The sequence below is a fragment of the Phycisphaeraceae bacterium genome (assembly GCA_019636555.1).
Taxonomy (GTDB): Bacteria; Planctomycetota; Phycisphaerae; order Phycisphaerales; family UBA1924; genus JAFEBO01.
Map to the genome: position 1 here is coordinate 3209208 of JAHBXH010000001.1, position 24955 is coordinate 3234162.

Annotated in this window: 18 protein-coding genes; 14 read left to right on the forward strand and 4 right to left on the reverse strand. The window is 62.6% G+C overall.

Features of this window, described 5'->3' with window-relative positions:
• Positions 1-17: 17 nt before the first annotated feature.
• The 8 genes from KF691_13830 (at position 18) to KF691_13865 (ending at position 10712) form a co-directional block, all read left to right on the forward strand.
• Positions 18-2519 carry an arylsulfatase gene (locus KF691_13830; protein ID MBX3390524.1) on the forward strand — a complete coding sequence of 834 codons (2502 nt, stop codon included), beginning with the start codon at positions 18-20 and terminating at the stop codon, positions 2517-2519.
• Between the two features lie 168 nt (positions 2520-2687).
• Entirely contained in the window at positions 2688-3260 is a 573-nt protein-coding gene (locus KF691_13835; GenBank protein MBX3390525.1) for a hypothetical protein, read from the forward strand.
• Positions 3261-3340: 80 nt separating this feature from the next.
• Positions 3341-4078, forward strand: a complete 738-nt coding sequence (locus KF691_13840; protein MBX3390526.1) for a two pore domain potassium channel family protein — start codon at positions 3341-3343, stop codon at positions 4076-4078.
• A gap of 24 nt (positions 4079-4102) precedes the next feature.
• The gene (locus KF691_13845; GenBank protein MBX3390527.1) at positions 4103-4960 is read left to right on the forward strand and encodes a hypothetical protein; all 858 of its coding nucleotides are present in this window, start codon (positions 4103-4105) and stop codon (positions 4958-4960) included.
• Between the two features lie 253 nt (positions 4961-5213).
• Entirely contained in the window at positions 5214-5507 is a 294-nt protein-coding gene (locus tag KF691_13850) for a transposase (GenBank protein MBX3390528.1), read from the forward strand.
• Positions 5504-6367 carry an IS3 family transposase gene (locus KF691_13855; GenBank protein ID MBX3390529.1) on the forward strand — a complete coding sequence of 288 codons (864 nt, stop codon included), beginning with the start codon at positions 5504-5506 and terminating at the stop codon, positions 6365-6367. The genes KF691_13850 and KF691_13855 overlap by 4 nt, the downstream gene beginning before the upstream one ends.
• A gap of 185 nt (positions 6368-6552) precedes the next feature.
• Entirely contained in the window at positions 6553-7701 is a 1149-nt protein-coding gene (locus tag KF691_13860) for an NAD(P)-dependent alcohol dehydrogenase (GenBank protein MBX3390530.1), read from the forward strand.
• Between the two features lie 311 nt (positions 7702-8012).
• Positions 8013-10712 (forward strand): hypothetical protein, encoded by a 2700-nt coding sequence (locus KF691_13865; GenBank protein ID MBX3390531.1) that lies wholly within the window; start codon positions 8013-8015, stop codon positions 10710-10712.
• A 144-nt stretch (positions 10713-10856) separates the two neighbouring features.
• Here KF691_13865 and KF691_13870 read toward each other — a convergent pair whose 3' ends face one another.
• Positions 10857-11324, reverse strand: coding sequence for an SMI1/KNR4 family protein (locus tag KF691_13870; GenBank protein MBX3390532.1), 468 nt, complete (start codon positions 11322-11324; stop codon positions 10857-10859).
• Positions 11325-11688: 364 nt separating this feature from the next.
• Positions 11689-12036, reverse strand: coding sequence for a hypothetical protein (locus KF691_13875; GenBank protein ID MBX3390533.1), 348 nt, complete (start codon positions 12034-12036; stop codon positions 11689-11691).
• 138 nt (positions 12037-12174) lie between these two features.
• Here KF691_13875 and KF691_13880 point away from each other — a divergent pair, with 138 nt between their 5' ends.
• From KF691_13880 to KF691_13900, 5 genes are all read left to right on the forward strand, one after another.
• Positions 12175-14457: a hypothetical protein gene (locus KF691_13880; GenBank protein MBX3390534.1), complete on the forward strand. Its 2283-nt coding sequence runs from the start codon at positions 12175-12177 to the stop codon at positions 14455-14457.
• Between the two features lie 251 nt (positions 14458-14708).
• Complete coding sequence (locus tag KF691_13885) at positions 14709-16415, forward strand: hypothetical protein (GenBank protein MBX3390535.1); 1707 nt, start codon at positions 14709-14711, stop codon at positions 16413-16415.
• Positions 16416-16734: 319 nt separating this feature from the next.
• Complete coding sequence (locus tag KF691_13890; protein MBX3390536.1) at positions 16735-18441, forward strand: hypothetical protein; 1707 nt, start codon at positions 16735-16737, stop codon at positions 18439-18441.
• Between the two features lie 174 nt (positions 18442-18615).
• Positions 18616-20055, forward strand: coding sequence for a phosphomannomutase/phosphoglucomutase (locus KF691_13895; GenBank protein MBX3390537.1), 1440 nt, complete (start codon positions 18616-18618; stop codon positions 20053-20055).
• 123 nt (positions 20056-20178) lie between these two features.
• The gene (locus tag KF691_13900; GenBank protein MBX3390538.1) at positions 20179-21828 is read left to right on the forward strand and encodes a hypothetical protein; all 1650 of its coding nucleotides are present in this window, start codon (positions 20179-20181) and stop codon (positions 21826-21828) included.
• A gap of 93 nt (positions 21829-21921) precedes the next feature.
• Here KF691_13900 and KF691_13905 read toward each other — a convergent pair whose 3' ends face one another.
• A complete protein-coding gene (locus KF691_13905; protein MBX3390539.1) occupies positions 21922-22557 on the reverse strand; it encodes an SIS domain-containing protein in 636 nt (211 codons plus the stop codon).
• A gap of 232 nt (positions 22558-22789) precedes the next feature.
• On the opposite strand from KF691_13905, the gene KF691_13910 reads away from it, so the two are divergent.
• Positions 22790-23377 carry an HAD-IIIA family hydrolase gene (locus tag KF691_13910; protein ID MBX3390540.1) on the forward strand — a complete coding sequence of 196 codons (588 nt, stop codon included), beginning with the start codon at positions 22790-22792 and terminating at the stop codon, positions 23375-23377.
• Here KF691_13910 and KF691_13915 read toward each other — a convergent pair.
• Positions 23361-24896, reverse strand: a complete 1536-nt coding sequence (locus KF691_13915) for a hypothetical protein (protein ID MBX3390541.1) — start codon at positions 24894-24896, stop codon at positions 23361-23363. The two genes, KF691_13910 and KF691_13915, sit on opposite strands and share 17 nt — an antisense overlap.
• Positions 24897-24955 lie beyond the last annotated feature (59 nt).

The window sequence follows — 24955 nt, forward strand, 5'->3', positions numbered from 1 at the left end:
GGGAAAAGGAGATGCGCATGGAAAGGGAATTACGAGTTTCTTTCGCGGCCGCGATCGTGATGTTCACAGGCGGCGCCGCGTTCGGCCAGCAGGTCACTGGTGAACCCGGTTCACCGAGCGCGACGACGACGATCGATGGCAAGCAGCTGCCCGCGCCCGATCCGAAATTCGGCGGCGTCATCAAAGACGATGCGCTGAACAGCAAGCCGTGGTGGGCGCCGCGCATCGTTCCGCCCAGGGGCGCGCCGAACATTCTGCTCATCATCACCGACGACGCGGGCTTCGGGGTCCCGAGCACATTCGGCGGCGTGATCCCCACGCCGACAATGGACCGCGTCGCGAAGAACGGCCTGCGCTACAACAACATCCACTCGACCGCGCTCTGCTCACCGACCCGCGCCGCGCTGATCACCGGGCGCAACCATCACTCGGCCGGCTTCGGCGTGATCTCGGAACAATCGACCGGATTCCCGGGTTACAACAGCATCATCGCCGAAGACAAGGCGACGATCGGGCGCATCCTGCTCGACAACGGCTACGCGACGGCGTGGTTCGGAAAAGATCACAACACCCCGGCGTTCGCCGCAAGCCAAGTAGGACCCTTCGATCAGTGGCCTCTCGGAATGGGGTTCTCTTATTTCTACGGTTTTGTCGGGGGTGACGCGAATCAGTGGCAGCCGAACCTTTTTCGCAACACGACACAGATCTATCCGTTCACGGGCAAGCCCGGTTGGAATCTGATCACGGGGATGGCGGACGACGCGATCGACTACATCCATCGGATGCACCAGATCGATCCTTCCAAACCGGTGTTCATCAAGTATGCGCCGGGCGCCACGCACGCGCCGCACCACCCGACGAAAGAATGGGTTGAGAAGATCGAGAAAATGCATCTTTTCGATGACGGCTGGAACAAGCTGCGCGAGCGCATCTTCGAGAACCAGAAGAAACTCGGGGTGATTCCGGCCGACACACAACTCGAGCCCTGGCCGACCGACGTGATCAAGAATTGGGATGACTGCACGGCGGAAGAGAAGAAGCTGTACATCCGCCAGGTCGATATCTTCGCGGCGTACGCGGCCTACAACGATCACGAAATCGGCCGGGTCATCGACGCGTTCGACGAGATCGGCAAACTCGACGACACGCTCATCATCTATATCAACGGCGACAACGGAACAAGCGCCGAGGGCGGACCGCTCGGCACGCCCAACGAGGTCGCGTTCTTCAACGGCGTCTCGGTGCCGGTCGATGTGCAGATGAAGTGGTATGACGTGTGGGGAACCGAAGCCACGTACAACCACATGAGCGCCGGCTGGTCGTGGGCGTTCGACACGCCGTTCACATGGTTCAAGCAGAATGCGTCGAAGCTCGGCGGCATCCGGCAGGGGATGGTGATCTCGTGGCCTGGGCACATCAAGGACAAGGGCGGACTGCGCGAGCAGTTCTGCCATGTGATCGATGTCGTGCCGACGATTCTGGAGGTGTCGGGGATTCCGGCGCCGGAGTATGTGGACGGCATCAAGCAGGCCCCGATCGAGGGGACGAGCTTCGCGTACACGTTTGATGCGAAGAACGCGAAGGAGCCTTCGCATCACAAGACGCAGTACTTCGAGATGATGGGCCAATGGGCCCTCTATCACGAGGGCTGGCTGCTGAGTACGAAGGTCAATCGCGCGCCGTGGGAAGCCTACGGCGTGGCGAACCCGGACCCGCTCAACAACCAGGTGCTGGAGCTGTACGACCTCAACGCGGATTTCAGCCAGTCGAAGAATCTCGCGGCGGAGAATCCGGACAAAGTCAAAGCGATGAAGCAGATGTTCATCGAAGAAGCGAAGAAGTACCAGGTGTTCCCGCTCGACGCGTCGGTGGCGGCCCGGTTGGTGGCGCCGCGGCCGAACATCACGGCGGGACGCACGGAGTTTGTCTACACGCGCCCGATGACGGGGCTGCCGCAAGGCGACTCACCGGCTCTGCTGGACAGTTCGTACACGATCACAGCGGAGATCGAAATCCCTTCTGGCGGCGCGGAGGGGATGATTCTCACCTCGGGCGGTCGGTTCGCGGGATACGGGTTCTATCTCTTGAAGAGCAAGCCGGTATTCCTGTGGAACCTCATCGATTTGGAGCGAGTGAAGTGGGAAGGACCGGAGCTCGCGCCCGGCAAGCACACGATCGAGTTTGATTTCGAGTATGACGGGCTCGGTGTCGCGACGCTCGCGTTTAACGACCTGAGCGGTGTGGGCAAGGGCGGGAAAGGGACGCTGCGCGTGGACGGCAAGGAGGTGAAGACGATCGAGATGCCCAAGACGCTCCCGATGATCCTGCAATGGGACGAGAGCTTTGACATCGGCAGCGACACGCTGACGGGCGTGAACGACGCGGACTACATGCCTCCGTTCCCGCTGACGGCGAAACTGAACAAGCTGACGATCAAGGTCGAACGTCCGAAGCTGACGCCGGAAGACATCAAGAAACTCGAAGCAAATCAGAAAAGGATCGAGGCAGGGCGAGAGTAACCGCTTGTCTCGAATAGTCCGACGGGACCCGGAACCCCGTTTGGCAATCCAGATCTGATTCTCGAGATTCGATCAACAGGCCCGCTCCGTTGAAAGGCGAAGCGGGCGATTGGAAAAGGTGGCTGTCGGGGCCCGATCGTTTGGAAAAGCAAGGAAAGGACGAGAATCGTGAATCGAATCAATCAGCTCTTGGCGGCGGTGTTTGTTGGAGTGGCGATCGCGATGCCGGCGTGCAACACGAACAAGCCCGCGGATGAGACGGTGGGCGCGATCGACGCCGTCGGCGCGACGGCGAGCGCGACGGTGCAATCGGTTGACCGGAACGCGCGCACGGTGACGCTGCAATGGGAAGACGGCGCTGTCGAAACGTACAAGTGCGGCGATGAGGTGCGGAACTTCAACCAGATTCAGCCGGGGGACATCGTGAAGGCGAGCGTGGCGGACGCGGTCGCGATCTGGGTCGGCCCGAGCGGATCGGCGCCGACGGCCGATGTCGGCACGGTGATGCTCCGCGCCAAGCCGGGAGAGAAGCCGGGGATGATGATCACCGACACCGCGATGATCTCCGCGCGTGTGTTGAAGGTGGACTCGGTCAATCGATCGATTACGGTTCGCGGCCCGCTCGGCAACACGCGCGTGCTGCGGGTGGCGCCGGATGTGAACCTGGCGAACGTGACGGTCGGCAACGACATGAACCTGCGCGTGACGAAGGCTGTCGCGCTGTGGGTGGAGAAGCCCTGAGGAATGTGGGATGGCGGATGTAGGATGGCGGACATCGGGAACGCGGCGATGCAAAGTGCCCCAGGACGGATAGAGCAGAGGTGAAACGAGAGAGCCGGGCGATCTGGCGTCCATCAGGGCTGCGTGAACCGGGGCTGCTCAAGCATTCGGTCGCGATGTTTCTCGGCGCCGTGGTGCTGCTGCTGATCACGGTGCCGGTTTTTTCGAGGATCCAGGGGGGCGACATCGCCGAGAGCATGGCGATTTCGCTGGTGCTGCTGGCGGCGGTTCCGGCCGTGGGCGCGAAGCATCGCACGCTTGTGCTCGCCATCCTGCTGGTCATTCCGGCGCTGATCGCGCGCTGGCTGAATCACACGCACCCGGAGAGCATGCCGCCGGCGGTATTTTTGTGCGGCGGGATCGTGTTCATGTCGTTCGTGACGCTCAGCCTGTTCGAGTTCATCATCCGTGCGCCGCGGGTGAACTCGGAGGTGCTCTGTGCCGGGATCGCGGTGTACCTCATGCTCGGGCTGGTCTGGTCCTTTGCGTACACGCTCATTGCGGTGCTCCAGCCGGGGGCGTTCGTCTTTCAGAGCGCGACGGGCGGCATGGACGGCGCCGGGGTGATGCGGGGTGAAACGGCGATCTATTTCAGTTTCATCACGCTCAACACGGTGGGATACGGCGATATCACGCCGGTTTCGGGGTTTGCGCGGATACTGGCGGTGCTGGAATCGACGTGCGGCTTGTTCTACATGGCGCTGCTGGTGGCGCGGCTGGTTTCGTTGTATAACGCACAACCGGGACGCAATGCCGAAGAAACTGCGGGTAAGTCTTGAAAGAACACAGTGAAGGAGTCGGGCATGAATCGGAGAATCGGGCTGGCTTTGTTGGTGACGTGTGGCGCGGCGGCGTGTGCGAATGGGGACGAACGGCAAAGCGGGTCGATTGATCTGAGTGCCGCGGCGTTGAGTTCGATGACGGTTGCCGAACCGGAATCGCAGCCCTCGCAGGCGCTGACGGTGGACGGGAAGCCGTGGAAGTTCGTGATCGCGCCGTACTTGTGGATTCCCGCGCAGCACGGCACGATCGGGATCCGGCGACTGAACGCGAATGTGTCGATGACGGTGGGCGACACGTGGAACGCGCTCTGGGACAACTTCCGGTTTGCCGGGTGCCTGCACATGGAGGCCGTGAAGGATCGCTGGTCGATCTTCGGCGACGTGATGTACATGCACCTGGGGAACGATGTCAAGGGGCTGCCGGTCAACGTGGACTACAAGCAGGGGATCTTTGAGCTTGGCGGTTCGTACGCGATCCATGACGGGCCGTTGCCGGGCGCGGCGGCGGACTCGACGGTTCGGGTGCGGATCGAGCCGCTTGTGGGAGTGCGGCTCTGGTACCTCGATGCGACGATCCAGACTCCGATCGGCTCGCGCGGCGTCGACGAGACGTGGGTGGACGGATTCGGGGGCATCCGCGGAGAGTTGGCGTTCAACGAGACTTTTTCGTTGACCGGCCGGGTTGATATCGGGGCGGGGATGTCGGACATGACGTGGAACGCGCTGACGATGGTGAACGTGAACCTGAACGAGCACTGGGCGATATTCGCGGGCTGGCGCTGGCTGAGCGACAACTACAGCAAGGGGAGCGGCGCGGACCGCTTCGCGTACGACATGATGTTCAACGGACCGTTCGCGGGGGTGAAGATCACGTTCTAGGGATTGCGGATTGCGGATTGCGGATTGCGGATTGCGGATTGCGATTGCGGATTGCGGATTGCGGATTGCGGATTGCGGATTGCGGATTGCGGATTGCGGATTGCGGATTGCGGGCAGGATGATGTGCGGAGGAGATCAACACGGAGGACCACAGAGCACCACGGAGAGGACACGGGGAAAGACGGAGAGGTGACCCTGCCCACGACTTTCGGACACCGTTGAACCTCGGTTATGGTTCGACAGGAGTCCGATTATGGCACGCAAGGTGTACACCCGGGAGTTCCGTGAGACCGCCGTCCGGCTGGCGTCGCAGCCGGATGTCTCGGTCGAGAAGGTGGCCAACGAACTCGGCATCACCGGCTGGACGCTGCGGCGTTGGATGAAGCTCGATCTGCCCGTTCCCGCGCCGACCTCTCAATCTCAGGTTCCCAAAGAGACCGATCTCCAGCAACGCATCCGCCAGCTCGAAGCCGAGAACAAGCAGCTCCGCATGGAGCGCGACATCCTAAAAAAAGCGACGGCGTTCTTCGCGAACCAGCAGCCGTGAAGTACGCCTTCATCCGCGATCATCTCGCCGGCCTCTACCCGGTCCGAGTCTGCTGCTCGGCGCTGCGAGTCAGCCGCTCCGGGTACTACGCCGCGCAAGATCGCGGCGATTCTCCGCGTCGGCAGCGGCATCAACTGCTTACCCGTCAGGTCCGTCTCGTGCACGAAGAGACGCGGCAGGCCTACGGAAGCCCGCGTCTGTGCCGCGAGCTGCGGAGAAGAGGCATCCCGATCTGCCGCAACACCGCCGCGGCCATCATGCGTGAATCGGGCCTGCGTTCCAGGCGTTCTCGACGCTTCCGTCCTCGCACGACCGATTCGTCGCGGACGGTGGCGCCAGCTTCGAACCTGCTGCGGCATCTGCCGTCGCCGGACAGACCCGGCCTGATCTGGGTCGCCGACATCACCTACATCCGGACCGAGAGCGGCTTCGTCTACCTGGCGGCGGTGATGGACCTGTGCTCACGCCGCATCGTCGGTTGGACGCTGGGCGATTCGCTTCGTCCGCGGCTGGCCGAGCACGCGCTGCACGCGGCAATCGCCTTGTGCCGCCCGCTCCGCGGGCTCGTGCACCACTCCGATCGCGGCATCCAGTATGACAGCGCGAGCTACCGCACGCTGCTCGACCGTCACGGGATCATCCAGAGCATGAGCCGCAGGGGAGACTGCTACGACAACGCCGCGATGGAATCGTTCTTCGCCACACTCAAATCAGAATTGATCGGAGAGACCGTGTTCAAAGACCAGCAACACGCCCGCGATGCGATCTTCCGGTTCATCGAAGGCTTCTACAACAACCACCGCCTGCACAGCGGCATCGGCTATCGATCACCCGTTCAGGCCGAGGCCGCTACCGTCTAACGCTCATTCACCACTGTCCGAAAGTCGTGGGCAAGACCAAGGATTGGGTTTGAGATTTGTGGATGCGGAATGACGCGCCCTATAGCTTGAGAATGTGAAGATTCTGTGCGTAGGCCCGGGCGCATTTGCCTGATTGGGCGGACGCGAATTTGGCGGGGCTATTGTGCGCCCCGGAGGATTCCACAATGGCAACTGCAACAAAGACAAAGTCCCGTTCCGCTCGCAAGCCTTCGGTGCGATTTGCCGCGGCACCGCTTCCGACTTCACCGATCGCGGTCGCCGGATACGCGGCGCGATCGGCGAACGCGCCCTTGGGTGATTTCTCGTTCGAGCGGCGCGTGCCGGGACCGAAGGATGTGCAGATCGAGATCCTGTACTGCGGCGTGTGCCACTCCGATTTGCACACCGCGCGCAACGAATGGAAGATGACGCAGTATCCGTGCGTGCCGGGTCACGAGATCGTCGGCCGCGTGCTGTCGGTCGGGAAGGCTGTGAAGAAGTTCAAGCCGGGGCAGATGGTGGGCGTGGGGTGCATGGTGGATTCGTGCCGCAAGTGTCCGAACTGCAAGCACGGGGACGAGCAGTACTGCGACAACGAGATCATCTTCACGTACAACAGCATCGATCACAAGGCGCCCACCGGATCGGCGCCGGGGACGCAGACGTACGGCGGGTACTCGACGCAGATCGTGGTCGATCAGGACTTTGTGCTGACGATTCCGAAGGGGCTCGATCCGGCGGCTGCCGCGCCTTTGCTGTGCGCCGGGATCACGACGTATTCGCCGCTTCGCCACTGGAAGGTGAAGAAGGGGCAGAAGGTCGGCATCGTCGGGCTGGGCGGGCTCGGGCACATGGGCGTGAAGCTGGCGCGGGCGATGGGCGCGAAGGTGGTGCTGTTCACGACGTCGCCGAGCAAGGTGGCGGACGGCAAGCGGCTGGGTGCGCACGAGGTGGTCATCTCGAAAAACCCGGAAGAGATGGCGAAGCACGCGAACTCGTTTGATTTCATTCTGAACACGGTCGCGGCGTCGCACGACCTCGATCAGTACATCTCGCTGCTGCGGCGGGACGGGACGATGTGCCTGGTCGGAGCGCCGGAACACCCCCACCCCTCGCCGACGGTGTTCAACCTGATCTTCAAGCGTCGCGAGATCGCGGGGTCGCTGATCGGCGGCATCCGCGAGACGCAGGAGATGTTGAACTTCTGCGCGAAGCACAAGATCGTGAGCGACATCGAGATCATCCCGATGCAGAAGATCAACGAGGCTTACGAGCGGATGTTGAAGAACGATGTGAAGTACCGGTTTGTGGTGGATATGGGGTCGCTGAAGTAGGGGCAGAAGGCACTGGGCATTTGGCACTAGGCATTAGGAAGAGAAAGGCCCCGCGATGTGCGGGGCCTTTGTTTTGGAGAGACGGACAAAGGGATTGGCTCGAAGGCGAGCTCGGCGGGTCGATAACTTGCGGGAGACCTTGGCCGAGTGGAATGGGCTTGGCGATCGTCGCAGAGTTTGGGGCGAGCCAGCGCAGCGACAGAAATTGCTGCGGTGCAACTTTGGTGGTAATCCGTTCGCGGGAACTTGTTGCGGGTTTCAATGCATGCGTTTTTCTTTGCACGTTCGTGGGCGTCCGGTATCTTTATGGAATGATCAATCGCTGTGTGGGTACTGCTTTTCTTTCGCTGATGACGCTCGTGGGCGTGACGCATGCGGAGCCTTGTGTGCCGCGGTGGCTGCCGGGGAGCGGCGCGCCGGGCGTGGACGGTGCGGTCTACACGTCGACAATGTGGGACCCGGACGGCGCGGGCCCGGCGGGGCCGGTGCTGGTGATCGGCGGCGAGTTTGAATATGTCGGGGCAACACTCTGCCGCAATGTTGCGACGTTCGATCCGCAGACGGGGGTGTGGGCGCCTGTGGGAAGCGGCGTCAACGGGTCGGTCTCGGCGCTCGCTGTGCAGAACGGGATGCTGATCGCGGGCGGCGGGTTCACCGAAGCCGGCGGGGTGAGCGCGCTGGGGCTTGCGAAGTGGAACGGAACGTCGTGGTCGGCGTTCAGCGGATGGTCGGGCACGTATGCGAACGTGGAGGCGCTGCTCGTCACTCCCCAGAATCAACTGATCGTGGGCGGGAACTTCACGACCACGAGCGGCTTGCCGGGTAATTCGATCGCTCGCTGGAGCGGAACGAGCTGGTCCACATACGGGTCCGGATTCGGCGTGACGTCGTTGTTCGCACCGCACGCGGACGTGAACTCCCTCCTTCTCAACAGCAGCGGCGAGATCGTCGCGGGCGGGACCTTCGATCTCGCGAACGGCGCATCAATCAAGTGCGTCGCTCGTTGGACCGGCGGCACGTGGGCGGCGCTCGGGTCGGGGCTTGACATGACTGTTAGAGACATGGTGCTGCAGCCGAACGGCGAGATCGTCGCGGTGGGTGTTTTCCAGAATTCTGGAGCAACTCCCGTTTCGGGAATCGCCCGATGGAACGGCACATCGTGGAGTTCGCTCGGATCCGGGCTTGGCGGCGAAGGGAGCTCGGCGGCAGGTGTTGATCTGCTCCCACTTGCAAACGGCAATCTTGTCGTCAGCGGAAAGTTCAAGACCGCGGGCGGCATTGCGAGCCCGGGGATTGCGGTCTGGAATGGATCGACCTGGTCTGCGTTGGGGGGCGGTTTTGCGGGCGGAACCAATTGGGTGGTTTCGACGACGGCCCAACTTCCAAACGGCGATCTCATGACGGGCGGCCGCTTCGTGACTGCGGACGGAAGAACCGCGGCGGGTCTTGCTCGGTGGAATGGTGCGGAGTGGAACGCAATCGCATCGGGGAGTGATTCCGAAATCACGGCTCTGGCTGTCGCGCCGAACGGCGATGTGTACGCGGGCGGGACGTTCACAATGATGAACGGTGTTCTGGCGAATTCGATCGCGCGCTGGGATGGCACGAACTGGCACCCGCTCTCGACGGGCATGGGGACGACGACGAGCTTGCCGCCGTCGATTCTCGCGCTGGCGGTGGCGGCAAACGGCGACGTGATCGCGGGCGGAGTGTTCGATAGCGCGGGGGGAGTCCCGACTCTCAATATCGCGCGCTGGAACGGAAGTACGTGGTCGCCGATCGGGAGCGGGCTGATCAAGAAGGTGAACGCGCTGATCGAATTGCCGAACGGCCACATTGTGGCGGGTGGAAGCTTCACGCCAAGCGGAACGACGACGCCGCGCTGCGCGATGGAGTGGAACGGCGCGAGCTGGACGTATATGGGATCGGAGCTGAACAATTTGCCGTTTGCGTTCGTGGTGATGCCCAACGGGGATTTGATTGCGGGCGGAATGTTCGCGGTGCCGAATGCGGTCAAGATGCTGGCGCGATGGAACGGAACTGCCTGGGAGAATTACGCCGGGAGCGTGCTGCACTGGATTCATGGGATGGCTCTCGCCCCGAACGGTGATCTCATCGTGGGCGGCACGTTCACGCGGGTCGGCACACCTTCGATTCCGGCGGCGTCGATTGCACGCTGGAACGGGACCCAGTGGAGCACGATGGGCTCGGGGATGGCGATGACCGGAGGCGCGGATGTCGAGGCGGTCGCGGTGTTACCAAGTGGGGACGTCGTTGCGGCGGGAAGGTTCACGAGCGCCGGTGGCGTCGCGGTAAGCAACATCGCGCGTTGGGACGGCAGCACCTGGTCGGCGCTCGACGGCGGCATCAACGATCGTGGCCGAGCCTTTGCCGTGTTGCCGCAAGGCGGGTTCATGGCTGGCGGGAATTTCTCACTCGCGGCCGGAAAGCCCTCGAAGGGGCTTGCCCAGTGGACGGATGCGCGGACGCCGGAGTTTTTGCAGGATCCCGTTGCTGAACATGTGTGCGGCCTGGGAACCGCGGCCTTCTCGGTTCAACTCGAAGAGCCAAACGACGGGCTTGCGGTGCGCTGGCAGCTTGAAACTGCGTCGGGGTCGGGGAGCTTTGTGGACCTTGCGGAAGGCCCGATTCCGGAATCGGGAGGCGCCGTGGCCGCTCTCTCGGCGCTTTCGGCGTACGAATCTTCGCTGCAGATAAGCGACTCGACGGGCCTGTTGAATGAGCGTCGGGTTCGGGCCGTGGTCTCGAATTCCTGCGGCGAGGTTGCCGGCACGGCCGCCGCCCTCTTGGTGTGTTCCTCCGACTTGCAATGCGACGGATTGGTTGACGACGCGGACTTTGTTCTGTTTGTCGAGGCGTACAACCTGTTGCTGTGCGATGACCCGGGTATGTCTGCCGGCTGTGCGGCCGATTTGAACCGCGACACAGTTGTGGATGATTCCGACTTTGTGCTGTTTGTGGCGGCTTATGACCAGCTGGAATGCCCGTAACGGGGAATACGGCGGCCGAATCTGAGGTTGTTTGGGAAGCGAAAGAAGAGCGCCAAGACCACGCGGCGCGACAGGACGATGTGAAGCCCCGCGAAGGCGGGGCTTTTTTGTCCTGATGGCGGCGGACTCCTTTGACAAAAGCATTCAGTCTGAAAGCTGCTTCAATTGTCTTTGCAGCCAGACGGCGAACCGAACGGAGACTCGTTCTGGGCGTTGCATCATGCCCCGGGAATGCTCGTGATCCCAGAATACGACGGGACAGTCGCCGTCCTTGATCGCGGCTGTATCCAAACAGAAGTGATTCCCCGCACCATCGCCCATGACGGGGATCAAAGTCGAACGCATGGGAGGCTCGGCATTCACGCTCTCAAAGACCATGTTTTCAAGCACGGACGTTGCGCGCGTCGCGTCGGGGCCGAGTCCGTAGAGGATGTCGGAGCCGAGATACGCGAAGCCAATCTCAGAGAGAAATGTCTTGTAGCTGACCGGGAGCGGTCGGTTCGCGATCTTTCGAAAATACTTTATCTCGTGCTCGCTCGCACCTCGGTGAGTTTCTACCAAAGGGTGTTCTTTCATCGCTGACAGGACTGTCTTGATTGAAATGCTCGCCATGAATCATCTCCGGCACTTGAGCGAGTGCGGAGGGTACCAAATTCCTCTGGAGAACGGGCACTTGGCAAAACGGAGAGCGACGAAACGAAGTACCGGCACCCCTCCGGGGTGCGATGTCGTTTGGTCGCATGACCGGGGGTGTCGCTCGCCGAAACGGCTCGCTCCACGCCCCGGCTACTGAACGGCAGTCCTCCGGACTGCGAAGGCAGAGTGCAAGTTCCGTTCCACGCTCCGATTGAATCGCGTCAGATCTTTTGGCTGGAACTCGCCGACCAGTGTTTCTGGGGTTGATCCCACAGCGATCTATCGCTCCGTGTCATTATCGCAAACCACGGCAAACCTCCGAAGTCCACCAAGCTGAGAATCAAACCGAGCGCTGCTGTTCCGGGTGCCCCCAACCTTGGAACACCGCCGGGATAAGGCTGAGCGTTCCCAACACGGGCAAGGACGAGGTCCACTTGAACCCGTCGAACGACCCATTTCGAATGCGAAAGATCCACGGACGAACGATCCCAAGGTAGATGTTGAGCCCGGCGATCACGCCGGCGAGTGAGAGCCACCACGCTCCGGCGAACCACGCGGGGTTCAAAGCTGCAACACCCCGAATCAGCGATGCGGCGAATGCCGCCGGAAGCCCGAAGCAAATCAGCGCCCCGATGACCCGTTTGGTCCAGTTGCGCTTGATCGTGGGTGAGGCGGCGGGGCGGTGCACTGCTCAGAATCCTATTGGGGAAACACGATTCACGGAAGCTGCGCCGCTTCGAGGCGTGCTGTTTTGCAGCAGTGCGCGAAATCCGTCAAAAGTGAATTCACCTGCGAGCAGGCCGTTGCGACTCGTAGACTGTGCGCGATGATCGAGGAAGTTCGGGCGATCTTTGAGAAGGAGGGGCCGATCGCCGGCGTGTTCGGCGCGGGGTATGAGCCGCGCGGGCAGCAGGTGGAGATGGCGAGCGCGGTCGGGCGCGCGATGGCGGAACGGACGCACTTGCTGGCCGAGGCGGGGACGGGAGTCGGGAAGAGCTTTGCGTATCTCGTGCCCGCGATGCTGCGGTGCCTGCGTGGCGAGACGGTCGTCATCGCGACGAACACGATCTCGCTGCAGGAGCAGTTGATCCAGAAGGATGTGCCGCTGCTGGTGGAACTGATGGAAGGGGCGGAGAGAAGAAGAGAAGAAGAGACGGAGAGACGGAGAGACGGAGAGAAGAAGACGGCGCCCACCCCCCACCCCCTCCCGGAGGGAGGGGGAGAAAAGAAGCTGCGGATCAAACCGGTGCTTGTGAAGGGGCGCGGGAACTATGTGAGCATTCGAAGGCTCCGGCAGGCGAGCGAGCGGCAGGAGAAGTTGTTTGCGGATGCCGCGGCGAGGCGGAGCCTGCACGTGATCGAGGATTGGGCGCGGGAGACGCTGGACGGGACGCTGAGCACGCTGCCGGCGCTCGAGCGGATGGGCGTGTGGGACAAGGTGCAATCGGACAGCGGGAATTGCATGGGGCGGAAGTGCCCCACGTTCGATCGGTGTTTTTATCAGAGTGCGCGGGCGGAACTGGACGGCGCGAACCTGCTCATCTGCAATCATGCGTTGTTCTTTTCGGATCTGGCGCTGCGGGTGCAGGATGTCGGGTTTTTGCCCAGGTATCACCACGTCGTGCTCGATGAAGCGCACAACGTTGAGGATGTTGCGAGCGAGCATTTCGGAAGGACGTTGTCGGAGGGGCGGGTGATGCACCTGCTCACGACGCTGTGTCATCCGCGGACGGGGAAGGGGTATCTTCCGAATCTGCTGATGTATGCGAATGATGCGAGCGCGGTGGAGCGGGCAATGCAGCTTGCGATTCGGGCGCAGGAGGTGTGCCGCGGTTTCTTTGAGCAAGTGCTGCGGGCGGCGCGGCCGGAGGGGGAATCGGGAGTATTTGGCGCGGGATCGGGAGGACGGATCCGGCGGGCGGGAGCGATCGAGAATTCGCTGAGCGGCGCGTGCACGGAACTCGCGCAGCGGCTGAACACGCTGAAGGAACTTGTGAAGACGGACGCGGACCGGTTTGAGTTGAATGGATATGCGGAACGGGCGCGCATGATCGCGGATGATGCGAACGTGCTGGTCGATCAGAGTCAGCCGGGGTGCGCGTACTGGGTGGAATCGAGCGGGGATGAGGACTGGGGAGGGGGCGGGTTCCAGAAAGTTTCGCTGGCGTGCGCGCCGGTGGATGTCGGGCCGCTGTTGAAAGAGCGGCTTTTTTCGGGTGATTTCAGCGTAGTGATGACGAGCGCGACGCTGGCGACGAAGACTGTGGAAGCGGCGAAGGCGGCGGATGTGAAAGTGACGGAGCGGCGGTTTGTGCCGGAATCGGAAGAGGCGGAGGCGAGAGAGGAAGCCGCCCCGCCGCGATTTGTGCAGAAGCAGGACGCGTTCGCGCACGCGATGAGGAGATTGGGTGCGGAGGGCGCGCGAACGATGCAGGTCGGGAGCCCGTTCGATTACGCGAAGCAGGTGGAGTTGATTGTCGATCTCACGGCTCCGGATGCGGACGAGTTTTCGCAGGTGGGAGCGCGGCGCGCTGGAATGGGGGCGCGGCGGGCGGGGGCGGACGATGCGGCGCACGTGGCGCGACGTGTGATTCATCACGTGAAAGAGACGGACGGGGGCACGTTCGTGCTGTTTACGAGTTTGGCGATGCTGCGGGCGGTGGCGAAGATCGTGCGCGAGCCGCTGGGGATGCTCGGGCACCCGGTGATGGCGCAGACGGTTGATGGATCGCGGACGGCGATGCTCGAGCAGTTTCGGAAGGATGAGCGGAGCGTGCTGCTGGGCGCGGCGAGTTTCTGGCAGGGCGTGGATGTGCGCGGGCGGGGGCTGCGGAACGTGATCATCACGAAATTGCCGTTCGATCCGCCGGATCGGCCGTTGACGCAGGCGCGGCACGAATTGATCGAATCGCGCGGGGGGAACTCGTTTGGAGAGGATTCATTGCCGCGGGCGATCATCCGGTTCAAGCAGGGCTTTGGTCGATTGATCCGGAGCGCGGAAGATCACGGGCGCGTGGTGGTGCTGGATCCGAGATTGGTGCGGTCGGGGTATGGGAAGCAGTTCTTGGCGGCACTGCCCAAGGGCGTGCGCTTGACCACCATTGAATAGGAAGGGCGGAGGAGGTCCGAGAAGTGCGCGGGTGAGCACGCGGACGGGGAGTTTGAAGGCGACGGGCCCCCTTTGGGAGTGCGAGCACGCAAATCCGCAGGGCCGAAGCGGTTGCACGACAACAGAAAGGCTCCGAAAAAACGGGTCCGTTGGTTAGCCTTTTCGACTGCGGACGACGCACGAACAGGTGGCGCGGCGCTTTTGATCGCGCGAATCACACACGTGCAAACCGTTCACAAGGGAGCTTTGCCATGAACCGTGCGATCCGAAAACTCTTGATTTCTGCCGCGGTGTGCGCGGCCCCGGTGTTCCTTTCGAATGCGCTTGCGGCGCCGCAAGGGACGGCGTTCACATACCAGGGACGGCTGACCGACGGGGGGGCGCCCGCGAGCGGCGCGTATGACATCGAGGTTCGCTTATTTGACGCCTCGGTAGGCGGCTCGCAGGTGGGGTCCACGATCACGCTGAACGACCAGGTGGTTTCGAACGGCGTTTTCACGGCGGAATTGGACTTCGGATCGCAGTTTGACAGCAATGCCCGATGGATCGAGCTTCGGGTGCGGCCGGGCGTGTCGGTCGGGGCGTATACGACGATCTCGCCGCGGACGCCGATCGATTCCGCTCCGTACGCGCTGGGCCTTCGGCTGCCGGTGAGCGAGACCGGGAGCGCCTCCTCCGGGCTATTGACGTTTACGAACACGAGCACGTCGTCTACGGCGCACGTCTTGAAGTTGACCAGCGGCGCCGCGAGCGGCAGTTTCCCGGTCGGATTCTTCAACCCCGTGCTTTCGGCGGACACGAACAACGGAAACGGGATCTTTGCGCTGACGAGCGCGAACAGCGCGTACGCGATTTACGCGGTTCAGAGCGGGAACGGCGGGCGCGGGATCGTGGGGATCAACAGCGGAACGTCGGGGCAGGTCTCGACGCTCAATATCACCAATGCAACCAACCCTTCGAACGCCCTGGAGGTGCAGACGGTGGGCATGGGCCGGGCGGCGCTGCTGACAAACTTCAACAACGCGGCATCGACCAACGTGCTCGAGGTCAACAACGCGGGCACGGGGCGGGCGGGATACTTCAACAGTTCCAACTCCGCGGCGACGCTTCCCACGCTGTACGCCAAGAACATCGCGACGGGCGACAGCATCCCGAACGCGAGCCAGGACAACGGCGTCGCGATCAAGGGTGAATCGACCGGTGGATTCGGCATCGGCGTGTACGGCAAGGGCGTCACGGCGGGCGTGTTCGGCTACTCGGGCGCGACGGGCGGCGCGGGCGTGTGGGGCTCGACCGGCGGCGGCGGCGGCAGCGTTTCGACGGGCGTACGCGGCGACGGCAACGGCGCGGGCACGAGCGGCGTCGCGGGCTTCAATAACTTCGGCAACGCCATCTACGGACAGTCGTCGGGCGGCAGCGGCAAGGCCGGCTTCTTCTCGGGCGATGTGCAGATCACCGGGACGCTCAGCAAGGGCGGCGGATCGTTCCAGATCGATCACCCGCTGGACCCGGCGAACAAGTTTCTGTACCATTCGTTCGTCGAAGCGCCGAACATGATGAACATGTACGACGGCATTGTGAAGCTGAACGAACAGGGCGAGGCGACCGTGCAGCTCCCGGGTTACTTCGAGGCGCTGAACGTCGACTACCGCTACCAGCTGACCTGCGTGGGCGGCAGCGCTCCGGTGTACATCGCGGAAGAGGTGAGCCACAACCAGTTCAAGATCGCCGGCGGCAAGCCGGGGATGAAGGTGAGCTGGCTGGTGACGGGCACCCGTAACGATCCGTACGCCCAGTATCACCGCATTGTGCCGGAAGTCGAGAAGAAGGCTTCGGACAAGGGACTCTACCTGCACCCGAAGGAGTACGGCCAGCCGGTGGAGAAGCAGCTCGGCATTCCGGCAAGCCTGCATGACGAGGCCGTTCGGCAGCTGAAGGCTGCCGCGGGCGCGAACTGAGCGCGAAGGTTCGGATTCATCAGTGACAATCTGCCAAGACCCCTCCGGAGACGGCCTCTCCGAAGGGGTCTTGGCTTTTCCCGGGAAGCAGCCTTCCACAAGTTGTGTATTTTTAAGCGTTTAACCGCGATGCGGCCTGGAGAGCAGAACTGCTTGGAGTTCGAATGATCGCCTGATAGCCTGAACAGGGTGTAACCGTTGGGCGCGCGGGCTTGAGTCGGCGCGGTTTGTGGCTCGTACTTTGGAGGGATTTCAAATGAGAAGTGTCGTTCGAAGCCTTTTGGCGGCCGCTGCATTGGGTGTTGTTCCGCTGTCTGCGATGGCGGGCATCGTGGGGACGAATTTCCCGTACCAGGGTCGACTCACGGACGGTGGAGCACCCGCGAATGGAACGTATGACGTTCAGCTCTTGATGTTCAATGCGTCGGTCGGAGGATCGCAGCAAGGACTGACTCAGACTTTCAACGACATCACGGTTTCGAACGGTGTGTTCACCGTGAATCCGGACTTCGGCGCACAGTACGATGGCGAGGAGAGGTGGATCGAGGTGAGAGTGCGGCCGGGAGTTTCGGTCGGCGCGTACACGACCATTCTGCCCCGGACGGAGGCGACGGCCGCGCCGTATGCGCAGGCGCTGAAGCTGCCGGTGACGGAGAGTAGCAGCATCACCAATGGGCTGCTGACATTTACGAACACGAATTCGAGCAACACGGCGTACGTGATGAAACTCACGAGCACCGGCCCCAGCGGTAATACGGCCGGAATCTTCTTCCAGCCCGTCATGATTCTTGATACCAACGACGGCAACGGGCTGGCGTCGTACACGAGCGCGGCGGGCGCGTACGCGGCGTATTTGTCAAGCTCGGGCAACGGAGGCTCGGGGCTTGTCGCGTCGAATACTTCTGCGACGTCTGGCGCGGGTGTTCGCGCCGACATGTCCAATTCCGCCAATACGGGCAACACCATTGACGCGGGCAACTCGGGGCTCGGTCGGGCGGGGCTGTTCACGGTGACGAATTCGTCGAATGCGGCCAACGCGGTGGAGATCCAGTCGAACGGAAACTCAACAAGCCAGGCGCTGCGGTGTCTGCACACGGGGCTTGGCGACAACGCGCTCTTCGAGATCACCAACGCGAACAACGCGGGTGAAGCGGTGGAAGCGCACACCATCGGAACGGGAAATGCCGGGTACTTCCAGGTCAACAACACGTCGAGCAGCACGCCGGCGCTCTACGGGACGAGCAACGGATCGAGCGGCGTGGGCGTGTACGGGCAAGCGACCGGATCGTTCTCGTACGGCGTGCGCGGCGTGGGCCTCTCGGCGGGCGTGCGCGGCGAAGCGGGCACCACGAACGGCGCGGGCGTGTACGGCGTTTCGACGGCTGGCGGCAACGGCGGCGGATCGGGCGTTCCGGCGGGCGTGCGCGGCGACGCTTCGGCGGCTGGCGTGGCCGGGGGCGCGTTCTTCAACAACCAGGGAACGGGCCTGTACGCGCAATCCACGAGCGGCACGGCCGGGTTCTTCTCGGGGAACGTGACGGTCACCGGCACGCTGAGCAAGGGCGGCGGTTCGTTCAAGATCGATCACCCGCTCGACCCGGCGAACAAGTACCTGTATCACTCTTTCGTCGAGTCGCCGGACATGATGAACGTGTACACCGGCACGGCGGTCATCGGCGAGGACGGCGCGGCGGTCGTGAAACTGCCCGCGTATTTCGGCGCGCTCAACGTCGATCATCACTACCAGCTCACGTGCGTCGGCGGGTACGCGCAGGTGTACATCGCGGAGGAAGTGAAGGACAACCAGTTCAAGATCGGCGGCGGCAAGCCGGGGATGAAGGTCTCTTGGCAGGTGACCGGCACGCGCAACGATGCGTTTGCCCAGTATCACCGGATTCCCGTCGAGACTGAAAAGGCGCCGGCGGATCGAGGCATGTACCTCGCGCCCGAGGCGTTCGGCTTTGACCAGTCGAAGCAGATCGGCACCCAGACCGGAGCGACCGGCCCGGAAAAGCGGATCAACTAGACGCGCTGAAGATCTCGAGTATTTCACCGGCGTGCGACGAGCACGCCGGTGTTCTTTTGAAGAGTCTCCTCCGACGAATTGCCGATTCGTTCGGAGAAAATATGGGTGCGGACTCCGCTACGCTTGGCGGGTGCGGGCTGCGATCGGCGCGCGTGCCGCGGGAGAAATGCATTCATGCTGGGACGGATTTTCAAGGCCTACGACGTTCGAGGGACTTATCCGGATTTGCTGAACGAGAGCTTGGCGTGGCAGATCGGGTACGGGGCAAGCAAATACCTGTTGAGCGATGCCGCGGCGGGCGGCGAAACGAGCCCGATGATGAAGAACATCGTGGTCGGGCGCGACATGCGTGCGAGCAGCCCGGGGCTGGCGAAGGCGCTGATCAAGGGGATTTCGGATCAGGGCGGGAACGTGATCGACATCGGGATGATCGATACGAGCATGATCTACTTTGCGGTGAATCACCTCGACTGCGCGGGCGGGATCATGGTGACGGCGAGCCACAACCCGCCGAACTACAACGGGTTCAAGGTCAGCAAGCGCAAGGCAAAGCCGGTGGGCGAGGCGACGGGTCTGGGCGAGATCCGCAAGCAGGCGGCGATGGTGGACAAGGCGACGATGGTTCCGGCGCACGGGCGCGTGGAGCAGCGCGATCTGTGGCAGGCGTACAACAAGCACGTGCGTTCTTTCCTCGACATCAAAGGAAAGAAGCTCAAGATCGTGATCGACGCGAGCAACGGGATGGCGGGGACGATGATCCCCAAGGTGTTCGGGAAGGAGAGCCCGCTCGGTGCGATTGCGGGGCTCGAGATCATCCCGATCAACTTCGAGAACACGAAGAACACGTTTGTGCACGAGCCGAATCCGCTGGTCGCGGCGAACATGAAGTGGACGCAGGATGCGGTGCTCAAGCACAAGGCGGACGCGGGCTTCTGCTACGACGGCGACGCGGACCGGTGCATGGCCGTGGACGAAAAGGGCAGGATCGTGGGGTGCGATCTGCTGACGGCGCTGCTCGCAAAGCACTTCCTCGAGAAGGAGCCGGGGAGCGCGATCGCGTACGACCTGCGTTCGACCAAGGCCGTCGCGGAAGAAATCACCAAGCACGGCGGGAAGCCGGTGCGCGGGCGCGTCGGCCACGTGTTCATGAAGCAGGCGCTCGCGGAGAGCGGCGCGATCTTCGGCGGAGAACTTTCGGGGCACTTCTACTTCCGCGACAACTTCTGCGCTGACAGCGGCGCGATCGCGATGTGCACGATCCTCACGGTGCTCGCGCACTCGAGCAAGGGGCTTTCGGAACTCATCAAGCCGATCGCGCGGTATTCGCAGAGCGGCGAGATCAACTTCAGCATCGAGGACAAGGACGGCGCGATCGCGGCGGTGAAGGAGTTCTACGGTCCGGCCTCGGAATATCAGGGCGCGATCGATGAACTCGACGGCGTGACGATCGATTGCTTCAACAACAAGGGTGACCACGGAGGCTGGTGGGCAAACATCCGCAAGAGCAACACCGAGCCGCTGCTTCGCCTGAACCTCGAAGCGAAAGACAAGAAGACGCTGGACAAGATGCTCGCCGAGATCGGTCCGAAGCTGGGGCATCGGGTGGAGCATTGAGGAGAGAGGCACTAGGCATTAGGCACTTGGCACTAGTGCAAGGCCCAAAGTTCGAAAGGCGATTCTGAAACTGTTCATTCAAACGCGGATACCCGCTGCTGCTCAGCATTTCACTCGTGCCAAGTGCCTCGTGCCAAGCGCCTTCTTATGACACTCAACGAACTTCTATCTCGATTCGGACTGGCGGAGAATCCGTTTCGGGGGGAAGAAGCGCGCAACGACGCGGTGTTCGCGAAGATGACCTCGCCGCCGAGCGCTCCGCCGCTCTCTTCGACGGGGAACACACCGCCGCCGGGAACCATTCCGAACCCCAGCTCGCTGTCGCAGAGCACGGTCTCGCTGATGCTGCCGACGGTCACGGGCACTTTTCACAGCGACTTTGAGAAGATTCTGGGCGATCTCGCGCGACCGGCGACGGCGATTGTGTTTGGCGAGAAGGGCAGCGGCAAGACCGCGATCCGTCTGCAGATCACCAAGGCGATCGACTTGTTCAATGTCGGGCCGGGCGTGGAGAAGCGCGTCCTGCTGCTGGCGTACGACGATTTGAATGGCGTGCTCGACCGGTTTCACGCGCGGATGAACGGGAAATCGCCGCTGGAGAGCTTCCAGCGAATTCGGCTGGTGGATCACCTCGATGCGTTGATGGCGGGGTTCGTGCCGCGGCTGGTGGATGCGGTGCTGGGGAAGGGCGACCCCGAAGGTCTGCTCAAAGAAGATGCGCGGAAATCGATCCGCCGGCTCGATGAAGGCCAGCGGCGCGATCTGCTGCTGCTGCAAGCGCTCTACGACCGACCTGAGCAGGCGGACCTACGCACGACGCAACTGCGGAAGAAACTGGGAATCTGGAAGCCCTTGGGTCGCAGGCTCTGGCAGGCGGCGGCGTGGCTCGGGTGGATTCCTGCCGCGGCGGTCGTGTACTGGTACAAGATGACGCCGGGAGAGATCGGGCCGGGCGTGCCGCTGTACGCGTTTCTCGCGCTGATCGGGCTCTGGCTGATTCTGATCGGCAAGGCGGCGATCTGGGATCGCATCGCGTTCAACCTTGCGGGGAAGCGCGTGCGGAAGCAGGTGCGGGTGCTTTCGCGCGGGGATCGGTCGTACGCGCGTTCGCTGGCGCAGCTCGACCCGGTGCTGCGGGATGAGGACAACATCCCGGCGGGCGATTCGGATGAGGTGCGTTACCGGTTGTTCGATCGGTTGCGGAATGTGCTGAAGGCGCTGGGCTACGCGGGCATCGTGATCATCATCGATCGCGTGGACGAGCCGACGCTGATCAGCGGCGACTACGACCGCATGCGCGCGGTGGTGTGGCCGATGCTGAACAACAAGTTCCTGCAGCAGGACGGCGTGGGCGTGAAGATGCTGCTGCCGGTCGAGCTTCGCTACGCGCTCTACAAAGAATCCGCGGCTTTCTTTCAGGAGGCGCGGCTCGACAAGCAGAACATGGTGGATCGGTTGAGCTGGACCGGCGCGATGCTCTACGACCTCTGCACGAGCCGATTGCACGCGTGCCTGCAGCCGGGCGCGACACCGATTTCGCTGCTCGATCTGTTCAGCGAAGAAGTGACGCGTGGGGACCTGGTGGATGCGCTCGACCAGATGCACCAGCCGCGAGACGCGTTCAAGTTTCTGTACCGCTGCATGGCGGAGCACTGCTCGAACGTGACGAAGGAAGACAAGAACGTCCGCATTCCGAAGGCGGTGCTGGATATGGTGCGGAAGCAAGAAGCGGAGCGCGTGCAGCAGCTCTATCGCGGGATCAGGCCGGCGTGAGTGAAGGTCCTGCGTCCTGAGTCATGACGTCCTGAGTCGAGAATTGGCAATCAGCTGCGCGCGACGCAGGACACAGGACTGAGGGAATCCGACTCAGGACTCTTGGTTTCCGAACATTCGCAATTCAATTGCCCGCACAAGGCTGTGCAGCACGACCATGTGGATCTCCTGGATGCGGTCGGCGTGGAGTGCATCGGGACCATTGACGATCCATTCGAGATCGCAGCGGCCGGCGAGTTTGCCGCCGCCTTTTCCCAGGAGCGCGATGGTCTTGATGCCGCGGGATGTGGCGACTTCGATCGCTTTGACGACGTTGGCAGAATTGCCGCTGGTCGAGAGCGCGATCAGCACGTCACCGGACCGGGCCAATCCCTCGACCCAGCGCGAGAAGATGGATTCGAAGCCGTAGTCGTTCGCGGTGCAGGTGATGTGGCCGGCGTCGTTGCAGGCGATGGCGGGAAGAGACGGTCGATCGTCGCGAAAACGACCCGAGAGTTCTTCGCAGAGGTGTGCCGCGTCGGCGCAGCTGCCGCCGTTTCCGATCGCGAGGAGTTTGTTGCCGGAGCGGAAGCAGTCGGCGATCATCGCGGCGGCTTCGGCGATGCGGCGGATGTTGGCCGGTTCGGCGAGGAAGGCGTCGAGGGCGCGGTGCGCGATCTCGATGTCGGCGCGGAGCAGTTTGGTGATGGCGTCGGTATCGAGATGGGCGGGCGCTTGGTGGGCCGGCATGGGAGCAGGGTAGCAAAGGCGAGATAAGGACAGAGGAGAGAGAACGCGGAGGGTCAAGGTTGCGGAGTTACGCGGAGAAGCAACGACCTCCAATCGAAGGGATCGATGCGCTCAAGGAGAATTGGGTGGAAAGAAGGGAAGGCGAGGCTGACCAAAGAGCGAGAGCACAGGAAGTCATGAAGAAAACCACGGAAAGGCAAACTCGGGAACACGCGAGGGGTACTGTGGGAGTATGGGTGCGCGCAGAATCGACACGGTCTTTCTGGATCGGGACGGAACGATCAACACCCGGCTTGTGGGCGAGTGGATCGTTCGGCCGGAGCAGTTTGAATTGACGGCGGGGGCGGGCGAAGCGCTCGCGAAGCTGCAGCGCGCGGGGATGCGGCTCATCGTTGTGACCAACCAGCGCGGCATCGAGCTTGGGCTGTTGACCGAAACGGACCTCGCTCGGGTGCACGAACGGATGGCGGAGCTGCTCGCACCCTTTGGCGTGCGGATCGATGCGATCTATTTCAGTGCGCCGGCGAAGTGCCCTCGCACCAAGCCAGAAGCCGGCATGCTGTTCGACGCGCAACGCGACTTTCCCGGGATCGAGTTTGCGCGGAGCGTGATGATCGGCGATGCCATTCGCGACATACAGGCGGGCGAGAAGGCTGGTTGCCGCACGGTGTTGATCGCGAGCGGGGACCACGGAGCGGAGGTTTTGCAGGAAGCAGAAGAAAAGGGTGTACGTGCGGACCTGGTTGTGCGATCGATCGGAGATGCCGCCGAGGGCGTGCTACAAATGGAAGCACGTGATTCAGCTAATGGACGGCGATGATTTTGAGAGTTGAAGCCGGCCCCCGATCGGGACCTGTGATGACTTCACCAGCGCGCTTCAGTTTGAGCGCCTTGAGTGCGGCATCGAGGCCCGCATCGGTTGGAAGGAGCGCAAAGACTGGTTGGTCTTTCGGGAGAGGCGTGAGCAGGGTCGGCCCGATCGTGGGGATCGTGCGAAGACCGGAAAAATAGTGCAAGGGCGCGGCGAACTGCGCATCCGTGATGACGACCGCATCGGGCGGCAGCGACTCGCGCGCGCGTGCCGCCAATTCCGGAAGATCCTGAAACCTGCCCCGCAGATAGCGCTCTAGAAACGGATGATGGTGCTGCTCGATCGCGAAGCCGACGGAGCGAACCGCGTTTGGAATCGCGATGAGCGCGAGCATGGCAGCGAGCGCGGCGCGCTGTCGCGACAGGCGGATGCGCCCGACGACGAGGAGCGAGAGATCCCACCAGCCGAGCAAGAGCAGCGGGAGGACCGGAAGGAAATAACGCGAATCCGGGAATATGACCAGCCACTGAACAACGTAGATCACGACGAGCATTCCCCACGCGATCCGCCTGCGGAACAGCATCGTGCCGGCGGCGAAAACCGCGAGAGTGATCGCTCCATCAACGGGCCACAATCCGAGCTTGTTTCCGAAGATTGCCCGGGGGGCGACGTCGAAGAAGAGTTGCGGAGCGTTGAATGACACGATGCGCGTCCATGTCTCAGAGAAATTGGTGAGGTGATGGAGGAGCTCACGTTCCTTCGACAGAAGTGTGAACCCGTTTTCCATGCGAGGATCGGCGAGGCGGATCGCGACTGCCGCGAGAAGCACGGCGGCGGCACCCGCGACGAGCGCCCACTTGAATCGCGAGCGACGGAGCCGCCAGAGCAGATCGACACAGATCGCGGCCAGAGGGCCGAGAAAGACGATGCGGAGCGAGGCCATTCCGGCGAGTCCGATGAGGACGAGAGCCGCTGCGAGACTTAGACGAAGGATGCGGTGAGGATCACCCGACTGCGCGGCGGGTGAGGTTGCATCATCCGCGCGGGAACGGGAAGGGAACGTCAGTTCGTATCCGAGCAGCGCGAGTGTGCAGCAGAAGAAGAACGGGACGTCGGCGAGGATTTCGCATGCATGACGAAGAAACGTGCCATTGACTGCCGTCAACACCGTGATGAGAACCGCGAGCGGGCGCCCGGCGTGACGCGTGATGAGCAAGTAGACCAGAACAAGCGCGGCGAGGCCGATCGTCATGATCAAAACATGCGAGCCGACGATTGGATCGGACTCGAAAGACGGGACGAGCGCCAGGAGGTACGGGAAGCCGGCGTTGACCGAAGTGACCGTCTCGCCATTAAAGGTGAAGCCGCGGCCCGCGGCGAGATTGCGGGCGATCCCGAGAAAAACGGCCGAATCCGGCGTGATCCGCCAGTGTGGGCTGAACGAGGCGAGGGCCAGTGCGGCGGCGGCGAGGAGCAGCCATCGGCGCGACCGATCGACAGCTTGGAGGAGTTGTTCGGCCGGCGACATGCCCGGTCAGCGTAGCGAAGCGCGGCGGATGAACGGGCGGGAGATGCGGCGCGTACCCT